Annotated in this window: 23 protein-coding genes and 3 pseudogenes; 15 read left to right on the forward strand and 11 right to left on the reverse strand. The window is 71.3% G+C overall.

From position 1 onward, the window contains the following. Positions 1-291: 291 nt before the first annotated feature. On the forward strand, positions 292-1,632 hold the full coding sequence (locus AC6RUA_RS14170) for a hypothetical protein (RefSeq protein ID WP_499813647.1): 1,341 nt from the start codon (positions 292-294) through the stop codon (positions 1,630-1,632). Between the two features lie 315 nt (positions 1,633-1,947). Then, the gene (locus tag AC6RUA_RS14175) at positions 1,948-2,244 is read left to right on the forward strand and encodes a hypothetical protein (protein WP_499813648.1); all 297 of its coding nucleotides are present in this window, start codon (positions 1,948-1,950) and stop codon (positions 2,242-2,244) included. A 392-nt stretch (positions 2,245-2,636) separates the two neighbouring features. Here the strand turns inward: AC6RUA_RS14175 and AC6RUA_RS14180 are convergent, their stop codons facing one another. Then, complete coding sequence (locus AC6RUA_RS14180; protein ID WP_499813649.1) at positions 2,637-3,029, reverse strand: PPOX class F420-dependent oxidoreductase; 393 nt, start codon at positions 3,027-3,029, stop codon at positions 2,637-2,639. Between the two features lie 130 nt (positions 3,030-3,159). On the opposite strand from AC6RUA_RS14180, the gene AC6RUA_RS14185 reads away from it, so the two are divergent. Then, positions 3,160-3,432: a MarR family transcriptional regulator gene (locus tag AC6RUA_RS14185; RefSeq protein ID WP_499813650.1), complete on the forward strand. Its 273-nt coding sequence runs from the start codon at positions 3,160-3,162 to the stop codon at positions 3,430-3,432. Positions 3,433-3,511: 79 nt separating this feature from the next. Further along, the gene (locus AC6RUA_RS14190) at positions 3,512-4,423 is read left to right on the forward strand and encodes a glycosyltransferase family 2 protein (RefSeq protein ID WP_499813651.1); all 912 of its coding nucleotides are present in this window, start codon (positions 3,512-3,514) and stop codon (positions 4,421-4,423) included. A gap of 43 nt (positions 4,424-4,466) precedes the next feature. Here AC6RUA_RS14190 and AC6RUA_RS14195 read toward each other — a convergent pair whose 3' ends face one another. Beyond that, positions 4,467-5,297, reverse strand: a complete 831-nt coding sequence (locus tag AC6RUA_RS14195) for an amidohydrolase family protein (protein ID WP_499813652.1) — start codon at positions 5,295-5,297, stop codon at positions 4,467-4,469. Between the two features lie 233 nt (positions 5,298-5,530). Here AC6RUA_RS14195 and thsA point away from each other — a divergent pair, with 233 nt between their 5' ends. Beyond that, the gene (gene thsA / locus AC6RUA_RS14200) at positions 5,531-7,087 is read left to right on the forward strand and encodes a thermosome subunit alpha (RefSeq protein WP_499813653.1); all 1,557 of its coding nucleotides are present in this window, start codon (positions 5,531-5,533) and stop codon (positions 7,085-7,087) included. 243 nt (positions 7,088-7,330) lie between these two features. Next, positions 7,331-7,711, forward strand: a complete 381-nt coding sequence (locus AC6RUA_RS14205) for a nuclear transport factor 2 family protein (protein ID WP_499813654.1) — start codon at positions 7,331-7,333, stop codon at positions 7,709-7,711. Here the strand turns inward: AC6RUA_RS14205 and AC6RUA_RS14210 are convergent. Both AC6RUA_RS14210 and AC6RUA_RS14215 read right to left on the reverse strand, forming a co-directional pair. Then, positions 7,621-7,824, reverse strand: a pseudogene (locus tag AC6RUA_RS14210) (hypothetical protein); the annotation flags it as partial. The gene AC6RUA_RS14205 and the pseudogene AC6RUA_RS14210 overlap by 91 nt on opposite strands. After that, entirely contained in the window at positions 7,821-8,618 is a 798-nt protein-coding gene (locus AC6RUA_RS14215) for an SDR family NAD(P)-dependent oxidoreductase (RefSeq protein ID WP_499813655.1), read from the reverse strand. The gene AC6RUA_RS14215 and the pseudogene AC6RUA_RS14210, both read right to left, overlap by 4 nt. Positions 8,619-8,782: 164 nt before the next feature. Here AC6RUA_RS14215 and AC6RUA_RS14220 point away from each other — a divergent pair, with 164 nt between their 5' ends. Then, positions 8,783-9,229, forward strand: a complete 447-nt coding sequence (locus tag AC6RUA_RS14220) for a hypothetical protein (RefSeq protein ID WP_499813656.1) — start codon at positions 8,783-8,785, stop codon at positions 9,227-9,229. A gap of 24 nt (positions 9,230-9,253) precedes the next feature. On the opposite strand, the gene AC6RUA_RS14225 is transcribed toward AC6RUA_RS14220, so the two are convergent. The 3 genes from AC6RUA_RS14225 to AC6RUA_RS14235 all read right to left on the reverse strand — a co-directional run bounded on the left by AC6RUA_RS14225 (position 9,254) and on the right by AC6RUA_RS14235 (position 11,274). Next, positions 9,254-9,841: a trimeric intracellular cation channel family protein gene (locus tag AC6RUA_RS14225; RefSeq protein WP_499815454.1), complete on the reverse strand. Its 588-nt coding sequence runs from the start codon at positions 9,839-9,841 to the stop codon at positions 9,254-9,256. 61 nt (positions 9,842-9,902) lie between these two features. Beyond that, positions 9,903-10,709, reverse strand: coding sequence for an SAM hydrolase/SAM-dependent halogenase family protein (locus AC6RUA_RS14230; protein WP_499813657.1), 807 nt, complete (start codon positions 10,707-10,709; stop codon positions 9,903-9,905). A gap of 7 nt (positions 10,710-10,716) precedes the next feature. Further along, positions 10,717-11,274, reverse strand: coding sequence for a nicotinamide-nucleotide adenylyltransferase (locus AC6RUA_RS14235; RefSeq protein WP_499813658.1), 558 nt, complete (start codon positions 11,272-11,274; stop codon positions 10,717-10,719). 166 nt (positions 11,275-11,440) lie between these two features. Between AC6RUA_RS14235 and lonB the strand changes: the two genes are divergently transcribed. Beyond that, entirely contained in the window at positions 11,441-13,543 is a 2,103-nt protein-coding gene (gene lonB / locus AC6RUA_RS14240; RefSeq protein WP_499813659.1) for an ATP-dependent protease LonB, read from the forward strand. Positions 13,544-13,556: 13 nt separating this feature from the next. Beyond that, a pseudogene (locus AC6RUA_RS14245) lies at positions 13,557-14,424 on the forward strand (CPBP family intramembrane glutamic endopeptidase). 32 nt (positions 14,425-14,456) lie between these two features. Here AC6RUA_RS14245 and AC6RUA_RS14250 read toward each other — a convergent pair. Beyond that, positions 14,457-14,630 (reverse strand): hypothetical protein, encoded by a 174-nt coding sequence (locus AC6RUA_RS14250; protein ID WP_499813660.1) that lies wholly within the window; start codon positions 14,628-14,630, stop codon positions 14,457-14,459. Positions 14,631-14,668: 38 nt separating this feature from the next. Between AC6RUA_RS14250 and AC6RUA_RS14255 the strand changes: the two are divergent. After that, positions 14,669-14,941, forward strand: a pseudogene (locus AC6RUA_RS14255) (hypothetical protein); the annotation flags it as partial. 57 nt (positions 14,942-14,998) lie between these two features. Here the strand turns inward: AC6RUA_RS14255 and AC6RUA_RS14260 are convergent. Then, a complete protein-coding gene (locus AC6RUA_RS14260; protein ID WP_499813661.1) occupies positions 14,999-15,193 on the reverse strand; it encodes a cold-shock protein in 195 nt (64 codons plus the stop codon). A gap of 154 nt (positions 15,194-15,347) precedes the next feature. On the opposite strand from AC6RUA_RS14260, the gene AC6RUA_RS14265 reads away from it, so the two are divergent. Beyond that, on the forward strand, positions 15,348-15,698 hold the full coding sequence (locus tag AC6RUA_RS14265; protein WP_499813662.1) for a hypothetical protein: 351 nt from the start codon (positions 15,348-15,350) through the stop codon (positions 15,696-15,698). 33 nt (positions 15,699-15,731) lie between these two features. On the opposite strand, the gene AC6RUA_RS14270 is transcribed toward AC6RUA_RS14265, so the two are convergent. Next, positions 15,732-16,214, reverse strand: a complete 483-nt coding sequence (locus AC6RUA_RS14270; RefSeq protein WP_499813663.1) for a methylated-DNA--[protein]-cysteine S-methyltransferase — start codon at positions 16,212-16,214, stop codon at positions 15,732-15,734. A gap of 148 nt (positions 16,215-16,362) precedes the next feature. Between AC6RUA_RS14270 and trpC the strand changes: the two genes are divergently transcribed. The 4 genes from trpC to AC6RUA_RS14290 are packed head-to-tail and all read left to right on the forward strand — an operon-like array spanning position 16,363 to position 20,100. Beyond that, positions 16,363-17,151 carry an indole-3-glycerol phosphate synthase gene (gene trpC / locus AC6RUA_RS14275; protein WP_499813664.1) on the forward strand — a complete coding sequence of 263 codons (789 nt, stop codon included), beginning with the start codon at positions 16,363-16,365 and terminating at the stop codon, positions 17,149-17,151. Beyond that, entirely contained in the window at positions 17,148-18,413 is a 1,266-nt protein-coding gene (trpB, locus tag AC6RUA_RS14280) for a tryptophan synthase subunit beta (protein WP_499813665.1), read from the forward strand. Before trpC ends, trpB begins: the two co-directional genes overlap by 4 nt. Further along, entirely contained in the window at positions 18,410-19,246 is an 837-nt protein-coding gene (trpA, locus tag AC6RUA_RS14285) for a tryptophan synthase subunit alpha (protein WP_499813666.1), read from the forward strand. Before trpB ends, trpA begins: the two co-directional genes overlap by 4 nt. 50 nt (positions 19,247-19,296) lie before the next feature. Beyond that, positions 19,297-20,100, forward strand: a complete 804-nt coding sequence (locus tag AC6RUA_RS14290) for a 2-amino-3,7-dideoxy-D-threo-hept-6-ulosonate synthase (RefSeq protein ID WP_499813667.1) — start codon at positions 19,297-19,299, stop codon at positions 20,098-20,100. A gap of 75 nt (positions 20,101-20,175) precedes the next feature. Here the strand turns inward: AC6RUA_RS14290 and AC6RUA_RS14295 are convergent, their stop codons facing one another. Next, a complete protein-coding gene (locus AC6RUA_RS14295; RefSeq protein ID WP_499813668.1) occupies positions 20,176-21,570 on the reverse strand; it encodes an MFS transporter in 1,395 nt (464 codons plus the stop codon). Positions 21,571-21,690 lie beyond the last annotated feature (120 nt).

The following is a 21,690-nucleotide window of genomic DNA, read 5'->3' on the forward strand; positions in this document are numbered from 1 at the left end:
CCGCCTGCACGCCCGAGGGGTAAAACCGTGCTGGAATCTCCCCACCGGTCGCCGGTTCGACCGGGCACAGCAGCGCCGGACGTCGCGAGGGCGGGCGGTCCCGACCCGACTCGGTCGTGAGCGATCTCTCGGCGGTCGGTTCGACCGTCGCGGGGTATCGCTCCGCCGAGCGTCGCCGACTCCGCCCGCGTCGACGAAACCCACATCCCGCTGGCTCGCCTCCTTCCGGACCACACGACACGCGCGTCACGCGACAATCACCCGCACTCTACCCGACACGTCGCCTGAACAATGACAGAACCGAGGTACGACACGACGCTCCACGCGGTCGACGACCTCGGCGCGACGCCGGACGGAACGGTCCCCATCCGGTTCGACGCCGATGAGATCGGCCCGAACACCGACGTCGTCGTCCCGGACGGCGAGTTCGCCGTCCTCGGGACGACCGTGCTCGGGGAGGGAGCGCTCCGGTTCCGGGCCGAGGAGGGGGCCTCCCCGGTGTTGGTGTTGCCGCCGGGTCACAACCGTCGTCTGGTGGCCGTCGACTGCGAGTACTTCGCGTTCGAGGGCATCGACATCGACGTCTCCGACGGCGTCACCGGACTCGGCGTCCGGGCCGACGCGTTCGACGTTCGGGACGTCGAGTTCCGCGGCCGGGGCACGCACCCCGACAGCGAGGTCACCAACTGCTTCTCGCTCGCCGTCACCGACCCCGACGGCGTGGGGACCGTCCGGAACGTCACCGCCCTCGAGGGGTCGGCGTGGGCGCGGTACAAGAACGGCGACGGGCGGGCGTTCATGTGGGTCGGCTCCCAGCACGTCGGTACGCTCCGCGTCCGGAACTGCCGGGCGGCCGAGTTCGGCAACAACGGGGTGTACGGGTCGGAAGCGCCGGGCCGCATCGTCGTCGAGGACAGCGCGTTCTGGAACAACAATATCGCGTCACTCCGGTTCGGCTCCGACGGCTGCGAGATACGGCGTACCGTCGTCGGAGTGGACGCCGAACGGTACACCGGGCCGCGGGAACCGTGGTTCGAGTCGAGAGCGTTCAACCTCCGGGCGGTCTGGGTCGAAGCGAAGGAGGCGGCGCTCGACTCGCCGGGCCGGGTGCGCATCGCGGACTCCGTCGTCGTCGTCCGCGACGTCCCGACCGGGCACGGGGCCGTCGTCGTCCGACCGAACGCGGGTGCGCTCTCCGTCTCGGAGGGGACTGTCGTCGACGTGCAGGGCGACACCAGCGCACCGGCTATCAGGGCCGACCGACCGGGCGCCGTCGGCCCCGACTACGCGCGACACGCCAAACCCGACCCGCCGTACGACGTCGCACTCGACAGGGTTCGCCTCTCCGGAAACGGGAACGGGAACGCGCGCGCGGCGGTCGACGTGACCGGTCGGGACGTCGCCGCGCGGCGGACGCTCGTCGCGTTCGACGACGACCGCGACGGGTTCCGGGTCGTCGACGGCGACTGCACGCTCATGGACTGTCACGTCGGCGTCGGCGGCGACCCCGCCGTGGTGACCGCGTCGGGCGGTCCCGGGACGTTCCCGGGGGAGCGCCCGCGACTCGTCCAGCGCGGCGTCTCGACGCGGGTCGACGCAGCGACGTGGCACGACCTGCTCACCCGCCCGTGACGGCACGCTCGGCAGAGTGGCGGACGACGTACGCGCGCCTCGCCCGGCAGAAGACACATCACGCTGTCAACCTACTGGCCGAATAATTACTGTATGCCCCCCACGACCGTCCACTCCACGGCACCACTTCCGAGTGTCGCGGGTCGACCCGATGACTGACCCGAGCTACGACACGACGCTCCACGCGGTCGACGACCTCGGCACGACGCCGGACGGGACGACCCCCTCCGTCTCGACGACGTCGGTCCGAACACCGACGTCGTCGTCCGACCCGACGCGGGGCGCTCTCCCTTCTCCGAAGGGGCGACTATCGACGTGCGGGGCGACACCAGCGCACCGGCCATCGAGGCGCAGCGCCCCGGAGCGGTCAGTCCCGACTACCTCCGGCACGACGGGTCCGCCCCGCCGTACGACGTCGCGCTCGACACGGTTCGGTTCTCGGGCGACTGCGCAGCACACGCGGCGGTCGACGTGGCCGGTCGGGACGTCGGCGGCGGCGGCGACCCGGCCACCGTGGTCGACCCGGACGGCTCCGACGCGGTCGTCCCGTCGGTCGACGCTCCGCGACTCACGCGGCGGAACGTCTCGCGGCGGACCGACGCCGCGACGTAGCACGGTTTGCTGACCGAGCGGCCGACCCTCTTCGTTCCCGACGCGTCCCTCGTCGGCATCGCGGTCGCCGAGGCCGGGACCGACCCCGTGGCGTACGAACTCGTCCCCACGCCGGGGGCGACCGTCCGCGTCGGCGACTCCGAGCGGAGGGACACGGAGGCCGTCACCCGGTCGGTCTCGCGAGTCGTCGAGTCGACCGACCGGGACGCGTACTGTCTCCGGGGCTCGCGTCCGCCTCGTTCTCCGGAGGGGCGGAGGTCACGCTCGACGGCACGCTATTCCTGCGGACCGGTTCGCCGCCGAGACGTGCCGCCGCCGAAACGAGCCGACGGGCGTCCGAGCGGCTCTTCGGGGCGTTCGACCGCCTCTCGGAGTTCCTGTGAGCGGCCGGGTTACCCGCTCGTGACGACGTGGTCGGCGGGGATGCGGACGATGACCCGCGGACCGGCCTCGTCGTCGTGATGGGGGTACTCCTCGACGTCCATGTAGCGCCGCGCCAGCGCGTCGATGTGGTCGTCGGCGCCCTCCTCGGTCAGTTCGGCCTCCCCTCGGACGGAGACGTACCGATACGGGTCCTCGGGGTCGAGCACCGAGAGGCCGACCTCCGGGTTCCGCGCGATGTTCCGCTCCTTCTGTCGGCCGCGTGCCGTGTTCACGAGCACGTACTCCCCGTCCTCGTGGTCGACCCACACGGGCGTGACCTGCGGCGTGCCGTCGGGCATGACCGTCGAGATGTGCGCGAACGCCTCCGACTCGAAGATGTCGCGGTAGGACTCCGGAATCACGGTCTCGTCCTCGCCCGGACGGCACTTCACAGTTCCTGCCGTCGTCGAAACATATTATGTGTATATGATATGGTGCATATTGCCCTGTATTGAGGCAACCTTTACCACTGAGCTCGGATTCGCTGGACGTATGAGCACAAGCACGGCGGACGCGGACAGCGCAGACCTGTTATCGGAAACGGAGTACCGCGAGCGACTCCGCGAGCTCCCCCCCAGCGCGAAGCTCGTCGCGAAGGTGCTGGAGGGCGACGCTCCGCTCTCGCAGGGTCAGCTCGCCGAGGAGTCGCTGCTGCCCGACCGGACGGTCCGGTACGCGCTGAACCGGCTGGAGGAGTGCGACCTCGTCGGCTCGCGCTACTCCTTCAAGGACGCGCGCAAGCAGGTGTACTTCCTGAACGTCTGAGTCCCCGTCTCACCAGTCGACGACACGCGCGGCCGGTCGAATTCCCCCCTTTTAAGTTCCCGAGCGTCTACTGGGGGGTATGGAGTTCACGGTGGTCGTCCCGACTCTCAACGGCCGGGACCGGCTGGCGGCGAGCCTCGATTCGCTCGCCGAGCGCGCCCCGGGGGCCGAGGTGGTCGTCGTCAACGGCCCCTCGGCCGACGGGACCACCGGCATGATTCGCGACCGGGACGACGTGGACGTGCTCGTGGAGATCTCGGCGCGGAACGTCAACGTCGCGCGCAACGCCGGCATCGAAGTCGCCAGCGGCGACGCCGTCGCGCTACTCGGCTACGACCACCGGGTCGAGGACGGCTGGCTCGCCAGCGCCCGCGAGGCGCTCGTCGAGGGCGCGGAGGTGGTGACCGGCCCGCTGCGGCGGACGGTGAAGGGCGGGGCGACCAGCGAGGACGCGGAGCGGCGCTCCATCGCCGACCGGGAGGTGACGTACTTCAACGGGCGGAACGTCGCGTTCCGGTCGCACGTGCTGGAGTCGCTCGACGGCTTCGACGAGTACCTGGAGACGGGGGGCGCGCGCGACGCGGCCCACCGGCTCGCCGGCATGGACATCGACGTGACGTGGCGACCGGCGATGGCGGCGCGCCGCGACGTGGAGGCGGAGGCCGACGGCGGGCGCGAGACGCGCCACTGGGACTGGAAGTATCGCGCGCTGGCGTACCGGCTCGTGAAGAACTACGGCGTGCGCCCGACGGTGGTCCGTCGAACGCTCTCGCACGCCGTGGGCGACGCGCGAGACACGCTGCGGGAGATGGTTCGCGGGACCGTCACGCCCACCGTGTGGGCCGCCAACGGCCGCGACGTCGCGGCCGGAACGCTGACCGGTGCGTCCGCCGGACTCGTCGCGCGGGCGAAGGACCGCTCGCCCACGCGGAACCCGAACGGGCTGAGCAAGCGGACGGACCGCGCGGTGGCGACGTACGACCACCGGTAGCCGCCGGTCCCCCGTCGCCCGCGCGGCCCACCGAACCCGAGGTTCACCCGTCGGCGCCGTGTCCGAGCGCCGGAACCACGCGGGCGGGGTTCTTCGAGAAGGCCCTGGTCATCAGGTCCTCCGAGACGTCGAGCGTCAACAGTTCCATCACGCCCACGTCCGGGTGGGCGGCCGGCGCGCCCGACCCGAACAGCACGCGGTCGGGGTGTTCGCGCAGACCCCGTTCGAGTACGTCCCGGTAGCGGACGAAACTCGTGTCCAGGTGGAGGTCGTCGTTCGAATCGAGCAGCGCCAGCGCGTCCGCCATCAGCCCGCGGTCGAGCGGGAAGCCGCCGAAGCCGGCGAGCACGACGGGGAAGTCGTACCGCAGCACCGTCTCGGCGGCGGCCGCCGGTGGGAACCGCCGCCCGGCGTGGAGCAGCACTGGGGATCCGGCGTCGGCGATGCGGTCGAGTACGCCCGCGGCCGGGAGGCCGTCACGCGCCGGGTCGAGGACGAAGCCGTGGAACCGGTCGTCGTACGCGTACCGCTCCACGCTCTCGGGGTCGGTGTGGTGTTGCGCGGCGGTGGCGGTCAGGTTTCGGAGGCGCGCGGCCGCCGTCCCGGCGGGGTCTCGCGGCCCGTTCACCCGCGCGAGCGCCACGAACGGCCGGTCGACCGAGAGGCGCGCGACGGCGTTGTTGACCCGGAGGTAGCCGTCCCCGTCGGGCCGCGGCCCGGGCGAGACGGCCGCCCGCACGACCCCCGCCTGGTGCATCTCCCGTTCGAGGCGCTCCGGGGAGACGTCCCGGCCGTGGGTCTCGACGGCGGCCTCGTCCGGGTCGAGGCGCGCGTGAACGTCCACGACCCGGAACCCGTGTTCCAGTTCCAGCATCCGAGCGGTGGGTGTGCGCCGGCCGTCTTGAGTGTTCGCTGCGGCGTCCGACAGGGGAGCCCGGGGAGGTGTCGACGCGACGTCCCGACCGGTCGCGCGATCGGGAATTGCCCGATACCGCCCCGCAGAGTGTAACGCCGTATCACGCTACCGTCTGGCAGTTTTCGCGCCCTCATTTACGAAATCTTCATATAGAACTGCCGCCATCTATCTCTTCGAGCATCATGGCATACATGCAACAACCACTCTACATCCTCGCGGAGGGCAGCCAGCGAACCCACGGTACCGACGCGCAGACGGCGAACATCGCGGCCGGCCGTGCGGTCGCCAGCGCGGTCCGCACGACACTCGGCCCGCGCGGCATGGACAAGATGCTGGTCGACTCCTCGGGCGACGTCGTCATCACGAACGACGGCGCGACCATCCTGACCGAGATGGACATCGAACACCCGGCCGCCCAGATGCTGGTCGAGGTCGCCGAGACGCAGGAGGCCGAGGTCGGCGACGGGACGACCACGGCAGCGGTGCTCGCGGGCGAACTGCTCGGGCGGGCCGAGGACCTGCTCGACGACGACATCCACCCGACGGCCATCGTTGAGGGGTACTACGAGGCGCTCCGGCTCGCGCTCGACGCCGTCGACGGCATGGTCCTCGACGGGGAGGCCGACGAGGACGTCCTCCGAGCGGTCGCCGAGTCGGCGATGACCGGCAAGGGGACGGGCGACCTCACCGCCGACCGCCTCGCGGAACTCGTCGTCGCGGCGGTCACGCAGGTCGGTCGCGAGGGTCGCGTCGACCGCGACGACATCCACGTGTTTACCAAGACCGGCGCGTCCGCCGCGTCGACCGACCTCGTCACGGGCGTCGTCCTGGAGGAGGAGCCCGCGAACGACAACATGCCCCGTCACGTGACCGACGGGTCCGTCGCGGTGCTCGACTACAAACTCGACGTCCGGACGAGCGAGGTGGACTCCGAGTACTCCATCACCTCCGTCGACCAGCTCGACGCCGCGCTCGCGGCCGAGGACGACGAGCGCCGCTCCATCGCGACGACGCTCGCGGACGCCGGCGTCGACGTGGTCGTCTGCTCGAAGAAGATCGAGGACCGCGTCGCCGCCCACCTCGCCGACGTCGGCATCCTCGCGTTCTCGAACGTCTCCTCGTCGGACGCCCGCTCGTTCGCCCGCGCGACCGGCGCGAAGCGGCTCGGCTCCGTCGCCGACGTCGAGGCGTCCGACCTGGGCCAGGCGCGCGAGGTGCGCATGGAACTGGTCGGCGAGGACGACGTCGCGTTCGTCGAGGGGGCCCCCGACTCCCGGTCCGTCACGCTGTTCGTCCGCGGGGCCACCGAACACGTGGTGGACGAACTCGAACGCGCCATCGAGGACGCGCTCGGCGTCGTGACCGCCGTCTACGAGGACGGGGCGGTCGTTCCCGGCGCGGGCGCGACGGAGGTCGCCATCGCCGACCACGTCCGCTCGGGCGCGAACGCCGTCACCGGGCGGAAGGCGCTCGCCGTCGAGGCGTTCGCCGACGCCATCGACGCCATCCCCCGCACGCTCGCCGAGAACTCCGGGATGGACCCCATCGACGCGCTGGTCGACCTCCGCGCGATGTTCGAGGGCGAGGGCACCGCCGGCATCGTCATCGACGACGACGCGGGCACGGTAACCGACCCCGCCGACCACGGCGTGTTCGACCCCGCGGCGGTGAAGCGCGAGGCGCTCGAGTCCGCCACCGAGGCGGCGACGATGATCCTCCGCATCGACGACGTCATCGCCGCGAACTGAGGGCGTCGACCGACCGGAACGGGCGTGGTTTCCCGGCCCGGTCTCGTCGCACTCCCGGGTCGGTCGAGTTGTCGTCGTTCTTCGTGTCCCCCGTCTCTTCGCCCCGTTCGCCCTCGTCACCCGAACCGTGACGCGTGGTAACAGCTATCGAATCCGGTCCCGTAGTCGAAGCTAGCGCTCGTAGGAGGTCGTGTCGGACGGGAGCCGACTGGGAGGGGCGCATCGAGTGGAGGTGACGAGCCCATGGCAACGACAACCCAGAGCAACAAGGAACTGGTCCGACGGACGTGCGACGCCATCAACGACCGCGACCGCAACGCGTTCGCGGAGCTACAGGACCCCGCGGTCACTCACCACGAGGGCGGGCAGGTTCTCCCCGGCGCCGACGCGGTCACAGAGCGAGTGTGGGGTGCCCTTGACGCCTTCCCCGACCTCGCCCTGACCCCCGAAACTCTCCTCGCGGAGGGAGACCTGGTCGCGAGCAGTTCCTCGAACGCCTCGACGACGAGCGCGCCGCACGGGGTGAGCGCGTACTCGCGTGCCCCCCGCTCGACCCAGTGTCGCTCCTCGAAGTCGCCGAGAATCCGCCCCAGCGTCGGCTGCGGGACGACTGCCTCGTCGTGAAGTTCCGACCGGGTCGACGGCCCCGACGCGAGGGTTCGGAGCACCGCGACGCGGTGGCTCGACCGGGCGAAAAACTCGACGTCCGCACGCGGGGTAGGAGCGGCCACCGTCACCCCGCGCGCCGTTCCGGCGCGCTCTCCTGCGCCTCGGCCGGTTCGACGAACCGCTCGGTGGCCTTCTCGACGAGATACGGGACCCGCCGGAGGACGAACAACCCCAGCTTGGTGACCCAGTCGGTCACGATGACCGGCCGGGTGGACTCGACTTTCCGGGCCAGTTTGCGCCCCACGTCCGCGGGGTCGTTCATCGCGAACGACGGGTAGCCGAGTTCGGCGGCCGACCGCGTGTTCGTCGCGGGCGGGTACATCAGCGTACACGAGACGTTCTCGTGTCGCAGTTCGAGACGGAGCGAGCGGACGAGCGCCTCTATCGCGCCCTTGGTCGAGGCGTACCCGGAGAGGCCCGGGTGGCCGACGAACGCGACGCCGGAACTCACGTTGTGGATGATGCCCTGGTTCCGGGCGCGCATGTGGGGCAGGACGGCCCGAATCGTCCGGACGTAGCCGAAGTAGTTCACCTCGAACTCGCGGCGCGTGTCGGCGAGCGTCTGGTCGGCGAAGGGAGCGAAGGTGAACACCGCAGCGTTGTTGACGAGGACGTCTATCCGCCCCCACTCGTCGACCACCGCGTCGACTGCGCTCGTGACGTCGTCGTCCGCGGTCACGTCGCACTCGTGAAACCGTACCCGGTCCGGATACGCCGCCTCGAGCGGCCGGAGGTGCTCCCCGTCGACGTCGAAGCCGGCGACCCGGTAGCCGTCCTCGAGGAGCGTCCTCGCCATGTGGTGACCGATTCCCTCGTTCGCGCCGGTGACGACGACCACCCGTCCCGGCTCAGATGCGTCCATGATAGGGGACAGGACGCGCTCCGAGAGCATATGCGTATTGACAGGAGCGCCGGCTGGCTCGCACCGGGTCGGGTTGGGCGGGACGCCGGTTACCCTCCGGCGGTGACTCGCTCAGGTCCGCCGGTGCGCCACCGACCACGCCGCCCCTTGGCCGTCTCGCACAAGTGGGTAGGAACCGAACCGCCGGCGATGACCGAGCAGGAGGCGACGAGCCGCGTTCGCCGTCCGCGGAGAAACTGGTCGACGAGTCCGAGGCGTACGGGTTCTCGCTCACGACGTGGGGGGTCGGGGCGCTCGTCGTCTCGCGGTTCGGCGTCCCGGGGGTCCGGGGTATCCTCTCGTTCGTCGGCGGTGCGGTCGCCGGGTTCGCGCTCCTAGCGTTCGTCGCGTTCGAGCGGTTCCTCGACGAGACGGAGGTGTCCCACGGGTCGCTGCTCGTCGTCTCGACGGTCCACGTCGTATCGACGCTCGGAACGGTGTTCGCGTGTCACACCGTCCTCGACGGACCCGTCCCGCGCTGGGCGCTCCTGTTCGTGGTCGGCGCTCTCCTCACTGTCCTGTACAACTCGCTCCTGATGGCCGAGGAGTTCGCGGGACGGAAGCTGAAGTGACGCGGCGGGACGAACGACGGCGGCTCACGGCGACGGGAGCCGCCAGTCCCGGCGGACGGCGTACAGGCGGAGCGCGAACACGCCGGCCGCACACGAGAGCGTCGCGAGCGCCGGACGGACGCCGAGTGCGGTCGCCACGGCCACGCCGACGCCGCCCAGTGCGGCGGGCGTCGCGTAGAAGTCCTCCCGGAGCACGACGGGGACGCGCGTGAGCAGGAGGTCCGAGAGGCTGCCGCCGCCGACGCCGGTCAGCGTCGCGGTCACGACGACGCCGAACGGGGAGAGTCCGGCTGTCGTCCCGACGGCCGCGCCGCTCGCGGCGAACGCGGCCAGTCCGGCCGCGTCCGCGAGCAGGAACGCCGTACGTTCGCGGACTCGTCCCTCCGCGCGCCGGGCGAGCGCCAGTCCGAGCGCGACCCCCGCGGCGACGACGACCACGTCCCCGGTCGTCCGGAGCGCGACCGGGACCCGTCCGACGAGCACGTCTCGGAGTATGCCGCCGCCGAGCGCCGTCAACACCCCGAGGACGGCGACGCCGAACGTATCCAGGCCGGCGTCGGACCCCTTCAGCGTCCCGGCGACGGCGAACGCCAGTAGCCCGACGACGTTCATCGCCGCCACCGCGTCGGTCGCGGCGCTCACGTTCGTTCGCCCGCGGTGCTCGTCGTCCGGGTCACGTCGGCAGGAGCTGCGTGTTCTCGTCGTCGAACGAGAGCGTGACCGACCGGCCGGGCGCGAGGCCGAACGCCTCGTCGCCGCGCCCGCCGTTGACGTCACACTCCACGTAGCCGTGGCTCCCGACGGTGACCAGCGGGTCGCGGCTGGACACGTCGGCGAACGTATCTGCGACGCCGACGGTCCGCTCGCCCGCCGAGGTCCGGACCGTGACCGCCTCCCCCGCCCGGCCGTCGAGGAACGACCCCGGCACGTTCGTGATGACGTTGCCGAAGCCGTCGACGACGAGCACCTCGCCGACCGCTTCCGTCGCGTCGACGCGCGCCTCCGGGAGTCGGACGGCCTCGTACTCCTCGGTCCGCGAGAGTGCGTCGAGGCTCTCGGCGTGTGAGACGCCCACCTCGTGGACGGCGGCGGCGGTCGGCGCGAACACGTCGCGCCCGTGGAAGGTCTTCGACCGGGGGTTCTCGACGGTCGCCTCGAACACCTCCACGCCGCCGTCGCCGGCGAGCGCGCGGGCGGGCGGCACGAGCGAGCCGTTGTCCGGACCGACGAGCGCGTGCCCGCCGGCGCGGACGACGAGCGCCGCGCGGTCGGTGCCGACGCCGGGGTCGACCACCGCGAGGTGGACGGCGGGCGGGAACTCGGGGAGGACGAACCGGAGCCAGAACGCCGCCGCACGGGGGTCGCCGCGCGGCAGGTCGTGGGCGACGTCGACGAGTCGGGGGTCGCTCGCCTCCGAGAGCAGGACGCCCTTCATCGCGGCCGGGTACGGCGAGCCGAAGTCGGAGGCGAGCGTTATCATCGCGGAGTCACTCGGTTTCGGGCGTCCGGTCTTCGGTCGCGTCCCTCCCACTCGCGCCGTTCGCGTCCGTGTCGGCGACGTGGCGGATTCGCTTGACGCCGCCCACTTCCTCGATGACTTCGATGACGGCGTCGGGGACGAGGTTGCGCCAGCTCTCCCCCTCTATCATCCGGGCGCGCAGTTCCGCGCCCTCGAGTTCCTCCCGGCGGAACATGGGCGACTGCCGGACCGTGACCCCCGCTTCGGAGAACAACTGGATGACGAGGGGGTTGTTCGAGTAGGCCACCTCGAACTTCGGACACATCGACTGGACGTGGCTCACCCAGACGGAGTTCCGCTCGAGGTCCTCGATGGGAACGACGTACGTCGGAACGTCCAGCGGCGCGACCGAGTTGCTGACCATCATGAGCCGCTCACCCGCGGTGAACGGGTTTCGCTTCGTGTGTGAGTCGCCCGCCGACCCGATGCCGAGGACGAGTTCGTCGACCTCCGACGCTATCTCCTCGACCATGTGGTGGTGGCCGTCGTGGTACGGCTGGAACCGCCCGATGTAGAACCCCCGCATACTCGGCCGTATCTCTCCGATGGTTTATAAGCCCGACGGGATGGCCCAACCGGTCGAATCGCGGGGTACACGCGGTCTCGTGGCGCGTTTCGTTCGGGTGGCGGTTCCGTCAGAGGGGAGAAAGTATATCAGTTCCTGGGCCGTCGATTCAGACAGTAACGATTCTATGAGCAACGATCCGAACGACAGTCGTCGCGGCGGGTCCGAAGAGGAGTACCCGACCGTCGACGACCCCGACTCAAACGGTACCACGGGCGGGGGAACGGTCGGGACGGACAACGACCCCTCCGACCGCGACGCCGACATCGACGACCTCGGGAGTGACGTCGAAATCGACGCCGAGATCGACGAGGAGAACGCCGAAGACGACCTCCTCGGCGGCCTCCAGATCGACTCGACCGACGAGATCGACGTCCCCGAGCGCCTCGTCGACCAGGTCATCGGACAGGAGCACGCACGGGACGTCGTGATGAAGGCGGCCAAACAGCGCCGCCACGTGATGATGATCGGCTCGCCCGGGACGGGCAAGTCGATGCTGGCGAAGGCGATGTCCGAACTGCTCCCGAAGGAGGAGCTCCAGGACGTGCTCGTCTACCACAACCCCGACGACGGGAACAACCCGAAGGTCCGGACGGTCCCGGCGGGGAAGGGCGAACAGATCGTGGAGGCGCACAAGGAGGAGGCGCGAAAGCGCAACCAGATGCGCAGCTTCCTCATGTGGATAATCATCGCGGTGGTGCTCGGGTACGCGTTCCTCGCGGTGGGTAACCTCCTCCTCGGCATCCTGGCGGCGGGTATCATCTACCTCGCGTTCCGGTACGGCTCGCGCGGGTCGGACGCGATGATTCCGAACCTCCTCGTGAACAACGCGGACACGAAGTCCGCGCCGTTCGAGGACGCCACGGGCGCGCACGCCGGGGCGCTGCTGGGCGACGTGCGGCACGACCCGTTCCAGTCCGGCGGGATGGAGACGCCCAGTCACGACCGCGTCGAGGCGGGCGCCATCCACAAGTCGAACAAGGGCGTGCTGTTCGTCGACGAGATAAACACCCTCGACATCCGGTCCCAGCAGAAGCTGATGACCGCGATTCAGGAGGGCGAGTTCTCCATCACCGGTCAGTCCGAGCGCTCCTCGGGCGCGATGGTCCAGACGGAGCCGGTCCCGACGGACTTCGTGATGGTCGCGGCGGGGAACCTCGACGCGATGGAGAACATGCACCCCGCGCTCCGCTCGCGCATCAAGGGGTACGGGTACGAGGTGTACATGGACGACACCATCGACGACACCCCCGAGATGCGCCGGAAGTACGCCCGGTTCGTGGCCCAGGAGGTTGCGAAGGACGGCCGGCTCCCGCAGTTCGACCGCGAGGCCGTCGAGGAGGTCATCCTCGAGGCCCGCCGACGCGCCGGCCGGAAGGGCCACCTCACGCTCGAACTCCGGAACCTCGGCGGGCTGGTCCGCGTCTCGGGCGACATCGCCCGCGGCGAGGACGCCGACACCGTCACCCGCGAGCACGTGCTGCAGGCGAAGGGGCGCAGCCGCTCCATCGAGCAGCAGTTGGCGGACGACTACATCGAGCGCCGGAAGGACTACGAGCTCCAGGTCGCGGAGGGGTACCAGGTCGGCCGCGTCAACGGCCTCGCCGTGATGGGGCAGGACTCCGGTATCATGCTCCCGGTGATGGCGGAAGTGACCCCCTCTCAGGGGATGGGCGGGCAGGTCATCGCCACCGGGAAGCTCCAGGAGATGGCCGAGGAGGCGGTCCAGAACGTCTCGGCCATCATCAAGAAGTTCTCCGACGAGGACATCACCCAGAAGGACATCCACATCCAGTTCGTCCAGACGGGCCAGCAGGGCGTCGACGGGGACTCGGCGTCCATCACGGTCGCCACGGCGGTCATCTCCGCGCTGGAGGACGTGGGCGTCGACCAGAGCCTCGCGATGACCGGCTCGCTGTCGGTCCGCGGCGACGTGCTCCCTGTCGGGGGTGTCACCCACAAGATAGAGGCGGCCGCGAAGTCCGGCTGCACGCGGGTCATCATCCCGAGGGCCAACGAACAGGACGTGATGATCGAGGACGAGTACAAGGAGATGATCGAGATCATCCCGGTCTCGCACATCTCCGAGGTGCTCGACGTGGCGCTCGAGGGCGAGCCGGAGAAGGACTCGCTCGTCGACCGCCTCAAGAACATCACCGGCTCCGCGCTGAAGGCGGGCGAGGGCTCCGGCACCGGTGCCCGCGGCCCGTCCAGCCCCAGCCCGCAGTAGCGGGCCGCGGACGGTGACCGACTGGACGGCGTTCGCGGCCATCACGGGCGTCGTCCTCGCGCTACTTCTGGCGCTCGCGCGCCTCTCGCACGACCCCGCGAGCGTCGGCGATACCCCCCGGTCCCCGCCGACCGTTGCACCTCCCCCGTCGTCCGAGGGCCTGGACGTCGCTGCCGACCCCGATGGTCGGCGCGTCGACCGTACCGCCGACCGGCACGAGGATACGCAGGACGCCTTCGATTCCCCGCCCGCTCCGACGCCGACGGGGGCCGGTCCCGGCGACCGGCCGGCCGGCGCCGACCTCCCGACGGGTGCGCTCCTGCTCAACGTCGCGCTCTCGCAGGGGTTGTTCGCGGCGCTGCTGGTGTTCGGTGCCTGGTGGACGCGGGTTCCGCTCGGCGCGCTCGGGCTGACGCCGGCGTACTCGCCGCGCCTGCTGGCGCTCGGCGCCGGCTTCGGCGTCGCGCTCTGGGCCGTGAACCACCTCGCGGGCCGGGTCGGCCGGCGCGTCGGTATCGAGGCGAGCGAGGAACTCCGCGCCGCCCTCGCGCCCGAGTCCGCCCGCGGGTGGGCGGTTCTCCTCCTCGGCGTGCTCCCGCTGGTCGCGGCGTTCGAGGAGTTCCTCTTCCGGGCGGCGCTCGTCGGCGCGTTCTCGGTCGGGTCGGCGCCTCGCCGTGGTCTTCGCCGTCCTCTCCTCGGTCGCGTTCGCGCTCGGTCACGGTGCGCAGGGGCGCGTGGGCGTCCTCGTCACCGGCGTGGTCGGGTTCGTCCTCGCGGCGGGGTTCGTCCTCACGGGGAGCCTCGTCGTCGTCGTCGTCGCTCACTACCTCGTGAACGCGCTCGAGTTCGTGGTCCACGAGCGTCCGGGAGCCGGGGGGTAACGGGTCACGGGTCGCCCGCGCCGGCGGTTCCGTCACCCCTCGTGCGCCATCGTTCCCTCCGCGCCGCACTCGGGACACCGCTCGTGTCGGTCGTCGAAGCGCGCGTCGCACTCCTCACACCGGTAGGCGGCGTGTTCCTCGGCCGCGGTCTCCGCCTCCGATTTGAACCGTTCGACCCGACGGCCGAGTTCCCTGAACACGCCCATTCTACCGTGAGTGAGGCTCGCGTCCCAGATAAGGCTTCGCCGCCGCACCGCGGTCGGTCGACGCGAACGCGTTCGTGTCCGTGGTGACGTTCGCGGCCTCGACGGGGGTCACGACGCCCCTCGGCTGCCAGACGAACCTGTTCGTCTCCGCGTCCGGGGACTACCGGTGTTCGGACTTCCTCCGCGTGCACCTGCCGATGCAACTCCCGCCGTCGGTCGTGACCGTCCTCGGGACCGCGTCGCTTCGAACCGAACGGCGCTCGCCGTCGAACCCGCAAGAGAGCGGCCCGCGGGCGTCGCTCGGCGCGTGACACCGTCAAAAATCCGAGCGAGTCCGTCGCCACCGCGCGGTGACGCTCGGTCTCGGTTCAGTTGCGGACGACGTTCGTCGCGCGGGGGCCCTTGGGGGCCTGTTCGATGTCGAAGTCGACCTCGCTGCCTTCGGTCAGGTCCTCGCCGCCGACGTCGTCCATGTGGAAGAACACGTCGTCGTCCGAATCCTCGGTGGAGATGAAACCGTAGCCGCCCGTGTCGTTGAAGAAATCAACCGTACCGTGTGCCATTACAGACAGACGTAATCCCCGACCGGAGATAACCCTTGCGCGGGTCGCGGTATCACGCCCCCCGTCGCCCGGGAGCAACTCGCGCCCGTTCCCGCGTCAGACGCGCGTCGTGCGACGCCCACAAGTTTACGCTCGCCCCCGTCGACGTGCTGGTATGCAACTGGGAACCGGAGCCCGCCTCGACGTCCCGGCGGTCGTCGCGGGGGCCCTCGCCGTCGCCGTCGTCGTCTACGGCGTCCGGGGCTGGTACGCGGGGGCGTTCCCGCCCGCGTTCGTCGCGGGCTGTGGAATGCTCGCCGTGGGAGTGCTGGCGGGACAGCGGACGATGTGGGTCCACACGGGGCCGACGGAGGCCGGCGCGCTCTCGAACGCGGCGATGTTCCTGACGGCCGGCGGGGCGAAACTCGGCGGCGTCCTGTCCGGTCTCGGGCCGCTCGAGACCGTCGCGGAGGCGCTGTTCGCGCTCGCGGTCGTCCTCTTCCTGGCGCGCGAGGACGGCGCGTGAACGAGGGCGGTGCCCCCACCGGGGAGGTGCGGTTCAGTAGACGTCGATACCTTCGAGTTCGCGCAGTGCCTCGCCGACGGCCGGCGGCGTCGCGCCCGACGCGCCCCGGACGCGGTGGTCGGGGACGAATATCGGCACCGGGTTGTTCGCGAGTGCCGTCCGCGCCGTCTCCAGGTCGTCCTCGTCCTCGGGGTCGAGATCGCCGGTCATCCCCACCACCCGGGCGAGGTCGACGGACTCCCCGTGCGGTACGTTCCGGGTCGCCTCCAGTACCCCTCGTTGGGCAGTCGGCACTGTGAGCGCGAGCGTCACGTCCGTGAAGTCGTCCTCCGCGCCGTCGAGGTACGCGAACAGGCGGTCGAGCAGCGAGTGCGACTCCTCCGCGTCCGGGGGGAGCGCCTCCGGGAACGAGACGGACAGCACCCGTCCGCCCGCGACCCCGAGTTCGACCGCCCGACCGAGCAGCGTCGACTCGCGCGCGTACACGCCCGCCGCCCCGACGTCGCCAGCGTCCATGTGCGGACCGAGACGCGGCGACGGCTTCAACGCGGCGGCCTCGTCGTCGCGCTCACGCTCCCGTCGGGCCGCTCGCCGTCCGCGCGACCCACCACCCCCGGTCGCCGACGCAACTCTTATGTACGGATATGCTCACTAGTGAACACAGATGAACACACACGACGAGGTCGCGCCGGCGGTGCGCTCCATCCTCGACGCGGCGAGGGCGCGCCCCGGAGGGGACGAGCGACGCTCGGTCGACGCCCGCTCGCTCCCCGCGGCGTTCGCCGACGCGGAGGCGGACGGGCGCGTTCCGGTGGTCGCCGAGGTGAAGCCCACGAGTCCGACGACGGACGGCACGCGCGCGGACGACCCGGTCGAACTGGCGGCGGCGATGGTCGACGGCGGCGCGGCGGCGCTCTCCGTCCTGACCGAACCCGAGCACTTCGGCGGCTCGGCGGCCGCGCTCGAACGCGTCCGCGCGGCCGTCGACGTACCGGTGCTCCGGAAGGACTTCCTCCTCAGCGAAGCGCACCTGGACGTCGTCGCCGCGGACGCCGTACTCCTCATCGCGCGGTTCCTCGGCGACGACCTCTCGGAGATGGTGACCGCGGCGCGCGAGCGGGGGTTCCAGCCGCTCGTGGAGGTCCACGACGCCGCGGAACTGGAGCGGGCGCTCGCGGCCGGCGCGGACCTGGTCGGCGTGAACAACCGCGACCTCACGAGACTGGAGGTCGACCTCTCGACGTTCGAGTCCGTCGCGCCCGACGTCCCCGACGGGGTGACGCTGGTCGCGGAGTCCGGTATCACCACCGCGGCCGACGCCCGACGGATGCGCGCGGCCGGCGCGGACGCGCTGCTCGTCGGGTCGGCCATCATGGACGCCGAGGGCGAGGCGGGGGACGTGGCCGCGAACACGCGGCGCTTTACTACCGCCGGCACGGAGGGCGAGCCATGAGCAGCGACGCCGGCGACGGGAAGTTCGGGGCGTACGGCGGCCAGTACGTGCCCGAGGTGCTGATGCCCGCAATCGAGGAACTGACCGACGCCTACGAGCGGTACGTCCTGCACAACGAGGACGGGTTCGTGGACGAGTTCCGCGAGCGCCTCGCCGACTTCGGCGGGCGACCGACGCCGCTCCAGCGCGCGGACCGTCTCTCCGAACGGTACGACGCCGAGGTGTACCTGAAGCGCGAGGACCTGCTCCACGGCGGCGCGCACAAACTCAACAACGCGCTGGGACAGGTCCTGCTCGCGAAGTACATGGGCAAAGAGCGGGTCATCGCCGAGACGGGCGCGGGCCAGCACGGCACCGCGACGGCGATGGCGGCCGCGCACCTCGGTCTCCCCTGCGAGGTGTACATGGGCGAGCGCGACATCAACCGTCAGCGTCCCAACGTGTTCCGGATGCGCCTCAACGGGGCGGACGTCGTCCCGGTGACGGCCGGACGCGGCACCCTGAAGGAGGCCATCTCGGAGACGATGCGCGAGTGGGCGACGAACGTCGGGGACACCCACTACGTCATCGGATCCGTCGTCGGCCCGCACCCGTTCCCGACCATGGTCCGGGACTTCCAGGCGGTCATCTCCGAGGAGGCGCGCGAGCAGGTAGTCGAGAAGGCGGGTCGTCTCCCCGACTCGGTGCTGGCGTGCGCGGGCGGCGGGTCGAACACGATGGGGACGTTCCACGAGTTCGTCGGCGACGAGGGCGTCGACCTGTACGCCGTCGAGGCGGGCGGCAGTTCCCTCGAGGTCGATCAGGAGACGGGCGTCGCGCCCAACTCCGCGTCGCTCTCGACGGGGAGCGAGGGGGTGCTCCACGGCGCACGGACCAAACTCCTGCAGGACCACGACGGGCAGATTGTGGAGTCTCACTCCGTCTCGTCGGGACTGGACTACGCGGGCGTCGGCCCCGAACTCGCAGCGCTGGTCGACGAGGGGCGCGTCACGCCCGTCAACGTCGACGACGACGCGGCGCTGGAGGCGTTCCACCGGCTCTCGCAGTCGGAGGGAATCATCCCCGCGCTGGAGTCGGCGCACGCGCTCGCGTACCTCGAGGCGGCGAGCGAGGGCGACGAGGACCTCGGCGACCTGGTGGTCGTGAACGTCTCGGGACGGGGGGACAAAGACCTCGAATCGGTCATCGAGGAGACCGACCGGCGCGACCTGTCGAACGCGCCGGAGATGGACGTGTTCGAGGGGCTCGAGGGGAGCCGATGAGCGACCTGAACGACGCGTTCGCGGACGGGCCGGCGTTCGTCCCGTACCTCGCCGTCGGCGACCCGGACTACGAGTCGTCGCTCGAGTACGTCCGGGCGCTCGACCGGGGCGGCGCGGACGTCATCGAACTCGGGCTTCCGTTCTCGGAACCGGTCGCGGAGGGGCCGACGATTCAGGGGGCAATCGTCCGCGCGCTGGAGGGCGGGATGACGCCCGAGCGGTTCTTCGCGTTCGTCGGGGACCTCGACACCGACACGCCGCTCGTCTGCATGACGTACTACAACCTGATGTACCAGTTCGGCGAGGACCAGGGCCCGCGACCGTTCGTCGAGCGGGCGGCCGAAGTGGGTCTCTCGGGGTTCGTCGTCCCGGATCTCCCCGCCGAGGAGGCGGGACCGCTGCGCGAGGCGTGCGACGAGTTCGGCCTCGACCTGATATCCATCGTCGCGCCCACCACCGACGAGCAGCGCCTGGAGAGACTGGTCGCGCTCTCGTCGGGCTACCTCTACGTGCAGGCGCGCCTCGGCGTCACCGGCACGCGCGCGGACGTCTCCTCGGACACCGCGACGTCGCTCGACCGGCTGGCGGACGTCTCGCTCCCCAAGGCCGTCGGCTTCGGCATCTCCTCGGGCGAGCAGGCCGAGGAGGTGGTCGCCGCCGGCGCGGACGGCGTCATCGTCGGCTCCGCGCTCGTCGACATCGTCGCCGAGGGCCACGAGGAGGGTGCCCCCGTCGAGGACGTGGCGGACCGCCTCGAGGCGCTGGCGCGCGAACTGAAGGCGGGCACGGAGCGCGGTGCCGCGCGACGTCCGCCGCGAACCGAAGGCTCTTGAGGCGGAACCGTTCGCAAACCCTTTTACCACGATTGCCAGAGGTTCGCACAATGGAACACGCAGGACTCGCCGCTCGACTCGACCGCATCTCCACGGACGGCCGTATCCTCATGGTCCCGATGGACCACGGGCTCACGCTCGGGGCCGTCGACGGCCTGAAGGACATCGAATCGACCATCGACTCCGTGACGCGCGGCGGCGCGGACGCCGTCCTCACCCAGAAGGGCATCGCGCCGCGCGTCCACCCGAACAAGAACGGCGCGGGCTACCTCGTCCACCTCAACGCCTCCACCGTCGTCGGGCCGGAGTCGAACGACAAGCGTCCGACGGGCACCGTGACCGGGGCCATCCGCGCGGGCGCGGACGCCGTCTCGATGCACATCAACGTCGGCTCGGACTACGAACCCGAGCAGATGGAGTTCCTCGCCTCGCTGACCGAAGACGCGAGCGACTACGGCGTCCCGACGCTGGCGATGACGTACGCCCGCGGGGCGAACCTCGCCGGCGAGGACCCCGAACACGACCCCGAGTACCTCGGCCACGCGGTCAGACTGGCCGAGGAGTGCGGCGCGGACCTCGTGAAGACGGCCTACTCCGGCGACGCCGAGAGCTTCGAACACGTCGTCGCGTCGACGCGCCTGCCGGTCATCATCGCCGGCGGGTCGCCCGTCGGCGACCGCGAGACGCTGGAGCGGGTCCGCGGCGCGATGGACGCGGGCGCGGCCGGCGTCTCGATGGGTCGGACCATCTTCCAGCACGAGGACTCGGAGGCCATGACGCGCGCCGTCTCGGCCGTCGTCCACGACGACGCGACGGCGGGGGACGCGCTCGACGACGCGGGACTGGACGGGTAGTCCGACCCGACGACCTCGGCAGACCCGACCGGGTGCGACGCCTGTCCCGTTCTCCCTCTCGCGTCGACATCCGTTTCAGGCCGTCTCGAACCGTCCCGGTTCCACCTCGCTCGCGGGCGGGAACCGCCGGAGCGCCGGTACGAGCGCCCACGCGGCCGCGACGCCGGCGAAACCGAGCGCCGCCGCGGTGACGACCCGGCCCGCGCCGACCGCCTCGCCGAGGACGCCCCCGACGACCGTTCCGAGCGGCGCGACGACGCTCGTCGCGGTGCCGACGACGGCCGTCACCCGCCCGAGCAACCCGTCCGGCACGCCCGTCTGGACGACGGTGAGGACGAGCACGTTGTACACGCCCGCCGGCACGTACGCCAGCGCGAACAGCACCGCCGTCGGGAGCGGTTCGGACGCGACGACCCCGGCGGCCCACAGGAGCGCGCTGGCGCCGAAGCCCGCGGCCGTCACCCGGCCGAACGGGACGTCCTCGAACCGGGTGGCGAGCAGCGACCCGACGAACGCGCCGGCGCCGTTCGCGGCGACGAGCAGCCCGTACGTGCTGGCCGCGCCGCCGACTCCCCGCAGGCCGAGCGTCGTCGCCGCCGCCGGCGCCCCGAGCGCGTCCGCGTACCCCGGCATGACGCCGACCGCGAGGCTCCCGCCGAGCGTCACGACGCTCACCGCCGCGACCATCGCGCCCACCGCCGACCCGCGGACGACCGCGACTCCCTCGCGGAGTTCCGCGACGTACTCCGCGAGCGACGGGAGGCCCGCGGCGCCGTCAGCCGATTCGTTCGACTCGACCGACTCGTCCGCACCCCTGTCGGATTCGGCCGCTCCACCGTCCGCGGCCGCCTCCCCGTCGGTCCCCTCTCCTCCGGTGGCCCCCGGAACCGCGAGCCCTCCGAACGCGGCCGCGGCGAGGAAGAACGTGGCGGCGTTCACCAGGTAGAGCGCGACGGCGCCGACGGCCGCCACCGCGGCGCCCCCGACGACCCTGCCGAGCGACCCGACGCCGCGCGAGACCACCTGGAACGCGGTGTTGGCCCGTGAGAGGCGGTCGCCGTCGACGACGCGCGGGAGCGCGGCGTTCTGCGCGGGCGGGCCGGCCTGTCCGACCAGCGCGACGAGCGGGATGGTGGCGAGCACGACCCACGTCGAGAGCGCGCCGACGCCGGCCGCGAGCGGGACGACGAGGACGACCAGCCCCTGTGCGAGTTCCGCGCCGACCAGCACGCGTTCGAGGCGCGCCCGGTCCACCAGCGGCCCGACGAACGCCCGGAACGCGCCCGGCGCGGCCGCGAGCGCGCTCGCCAGTCCCGTGTAGGCCGTCGACCCGGTGAGTTCGTACACGAGCCACGTCGCCGCCACGGCGTAGAGGGCGTCGCCGGCGAGGCTCACCGCGCGCCCGCCGAACAGCAGCCTGAACTGACGGTTCCCGAGGAGGTCCACGCCGCGTCGTCCGCGCAGATGCATGTCCCCTCCCGGGACGGCCGCCGTGATATAATTCTCCGCGCTGACAGTATCCGTGATATACTTTCCCCACGTCGCCGCAGTCGGGTCGTTCCGACGGCGACCCGCGGGCGACGGCGCCGA

The organism is Halorarum sp. SLYT50, assembly GCF_059821265.1.

Coding starts and splice junctions, on each gene's coding strand:
- AC6RUA_RS14265 (WP_499813662.1), top strand. CDS start 15,348: ATGCAACTGGGAACCGGAGCCCGCCTCGACGTCCCGGCGGTCGTCGCG.
- trpB (WP_499813665.1), top strand. CDS start 17,148: ATGAGCAGCGACGCCGGCGACGGGAAGTTCGGGGCGTACGGCGGCCAG.
- AC6RUA_RS14250 (WP_499813660.1), bottom strand. CDS start 14,630: ATGGGCGTGTTCAGGGAACTCGGCCGTCGGGTCGAACGGTTCAAATCG.
- AC6RUA_RS14230 (WP_499813657.1), bottom strand. CDS start 10,709: ATGATAACGCTCGCCTCCGACTTCGGCTCGCCGTACCCGGCCGCGATG.
- lonB (WP_499813659.1), top strand. CDS start 11,441: ATGAGCAACGATCCGAACGACAGTCGTCGCGGCGGGTCCGAAGAGGAG.
- AC6RUA_RS14190 (WP_499813651.1), top strand. CDS start 3,512: ATGGAGTTCACGGTGGTCGTCCCGACTCTCAACGGCCGGGACCGGCTG.
- AC6RUA_RS14215 (WP_499813655.1), bottom strand. CDS start 8,618: ATGGACGCATCTGAGCCGGGACGGGTGGTCGTCGTCACCGGCGCGAAC.
- AC6RUA_RS14270 (WP_499813663.1), bottom strand. CDS start 16,214: ATGGACGCTGGCGACGTCGGGGCGGCGGGCGTGTACGCGCGCGAGTCG.
- AC6RUA_RS14225 (WP_499815454.1), bottom strand. CDS start 9,841: ATGAACGTCGTCGGGCTACTGGCGTTCGCCGTCGCCGGGACGCTGAAG.
- AC6RUA_RS14235 (WP_499813658.1), bottom strand. CDS start 11,274: ATGCGGGGGTTCTACATCGGGCGGTTCCAGCCGTACCACGACGGCCAC.
- AC6RUA_RS14260 (WP_499813661.1), bottom strand. CDS start 15,193: ATGGCACACGGTACGGTTGATTTCTTCAACGACACGGGCGGCTACGGT.
- AC6RUA_RS14170 (WP_499813647.1), top strand. CDS start 292: ATGACAGAACCGAGGTACGACACGACGCTCCACGCGGTCGACGACCTC.
- AC6RUA_RS14290 (WP_499813667.1), top strand. CDS start 19,297: ATGGAACACGCAGGACTCGCCGCTCGACTCGACCGCATCTCCACGGAC.
- trpA (WP_499813666.1), top strand. CDS start 18,410: ATGAGCGACCTGAACGACGCGTTCGCGGACGGGCCGGCGTTCGTCCCG.
- AC6RUA_RS14195 (WP_499813652.1), bottom strand. CDS start 5,297: ATGCTGGAACTGGAACACGGGTTCCGGGTCGTGGACGTTCACGCGCGC.
- AC6RUA_RS14295 (WP_499813668.1), bottom strand. CDS start 21,570: ATGCATCTGCGCGGACGACGCGGCGTGGACCTCCTCGGGAACCGTCAG.
- AC6RUA_RS14185 (WP_499813650.1), top strand. CDS start 3,160: ATGAGCACAAGCACGGCGGACGCGGACAGCGCAGACCTGTTATCGGAA.
- trpC (WP_499813664.1), top strand. CDS start 16,363: ATGAACACACACGACGAGGTCGCGCCGGCGGTGCGCTCCATCCTCGAC.
- AC6RUA_RS14205 (WP_499813654.1), top strand. CDS start 7,331: ATGGCAACGACAACCCAGAGCAACAAGGAACTGGTCCGACGGACGTGC.
- thsA (WP_499813653.1), top strand. CDS start 5,531: ATGCAACAACCACTCTACATCCTCGCGGAGGGCAGCCAGCGAACCCAC.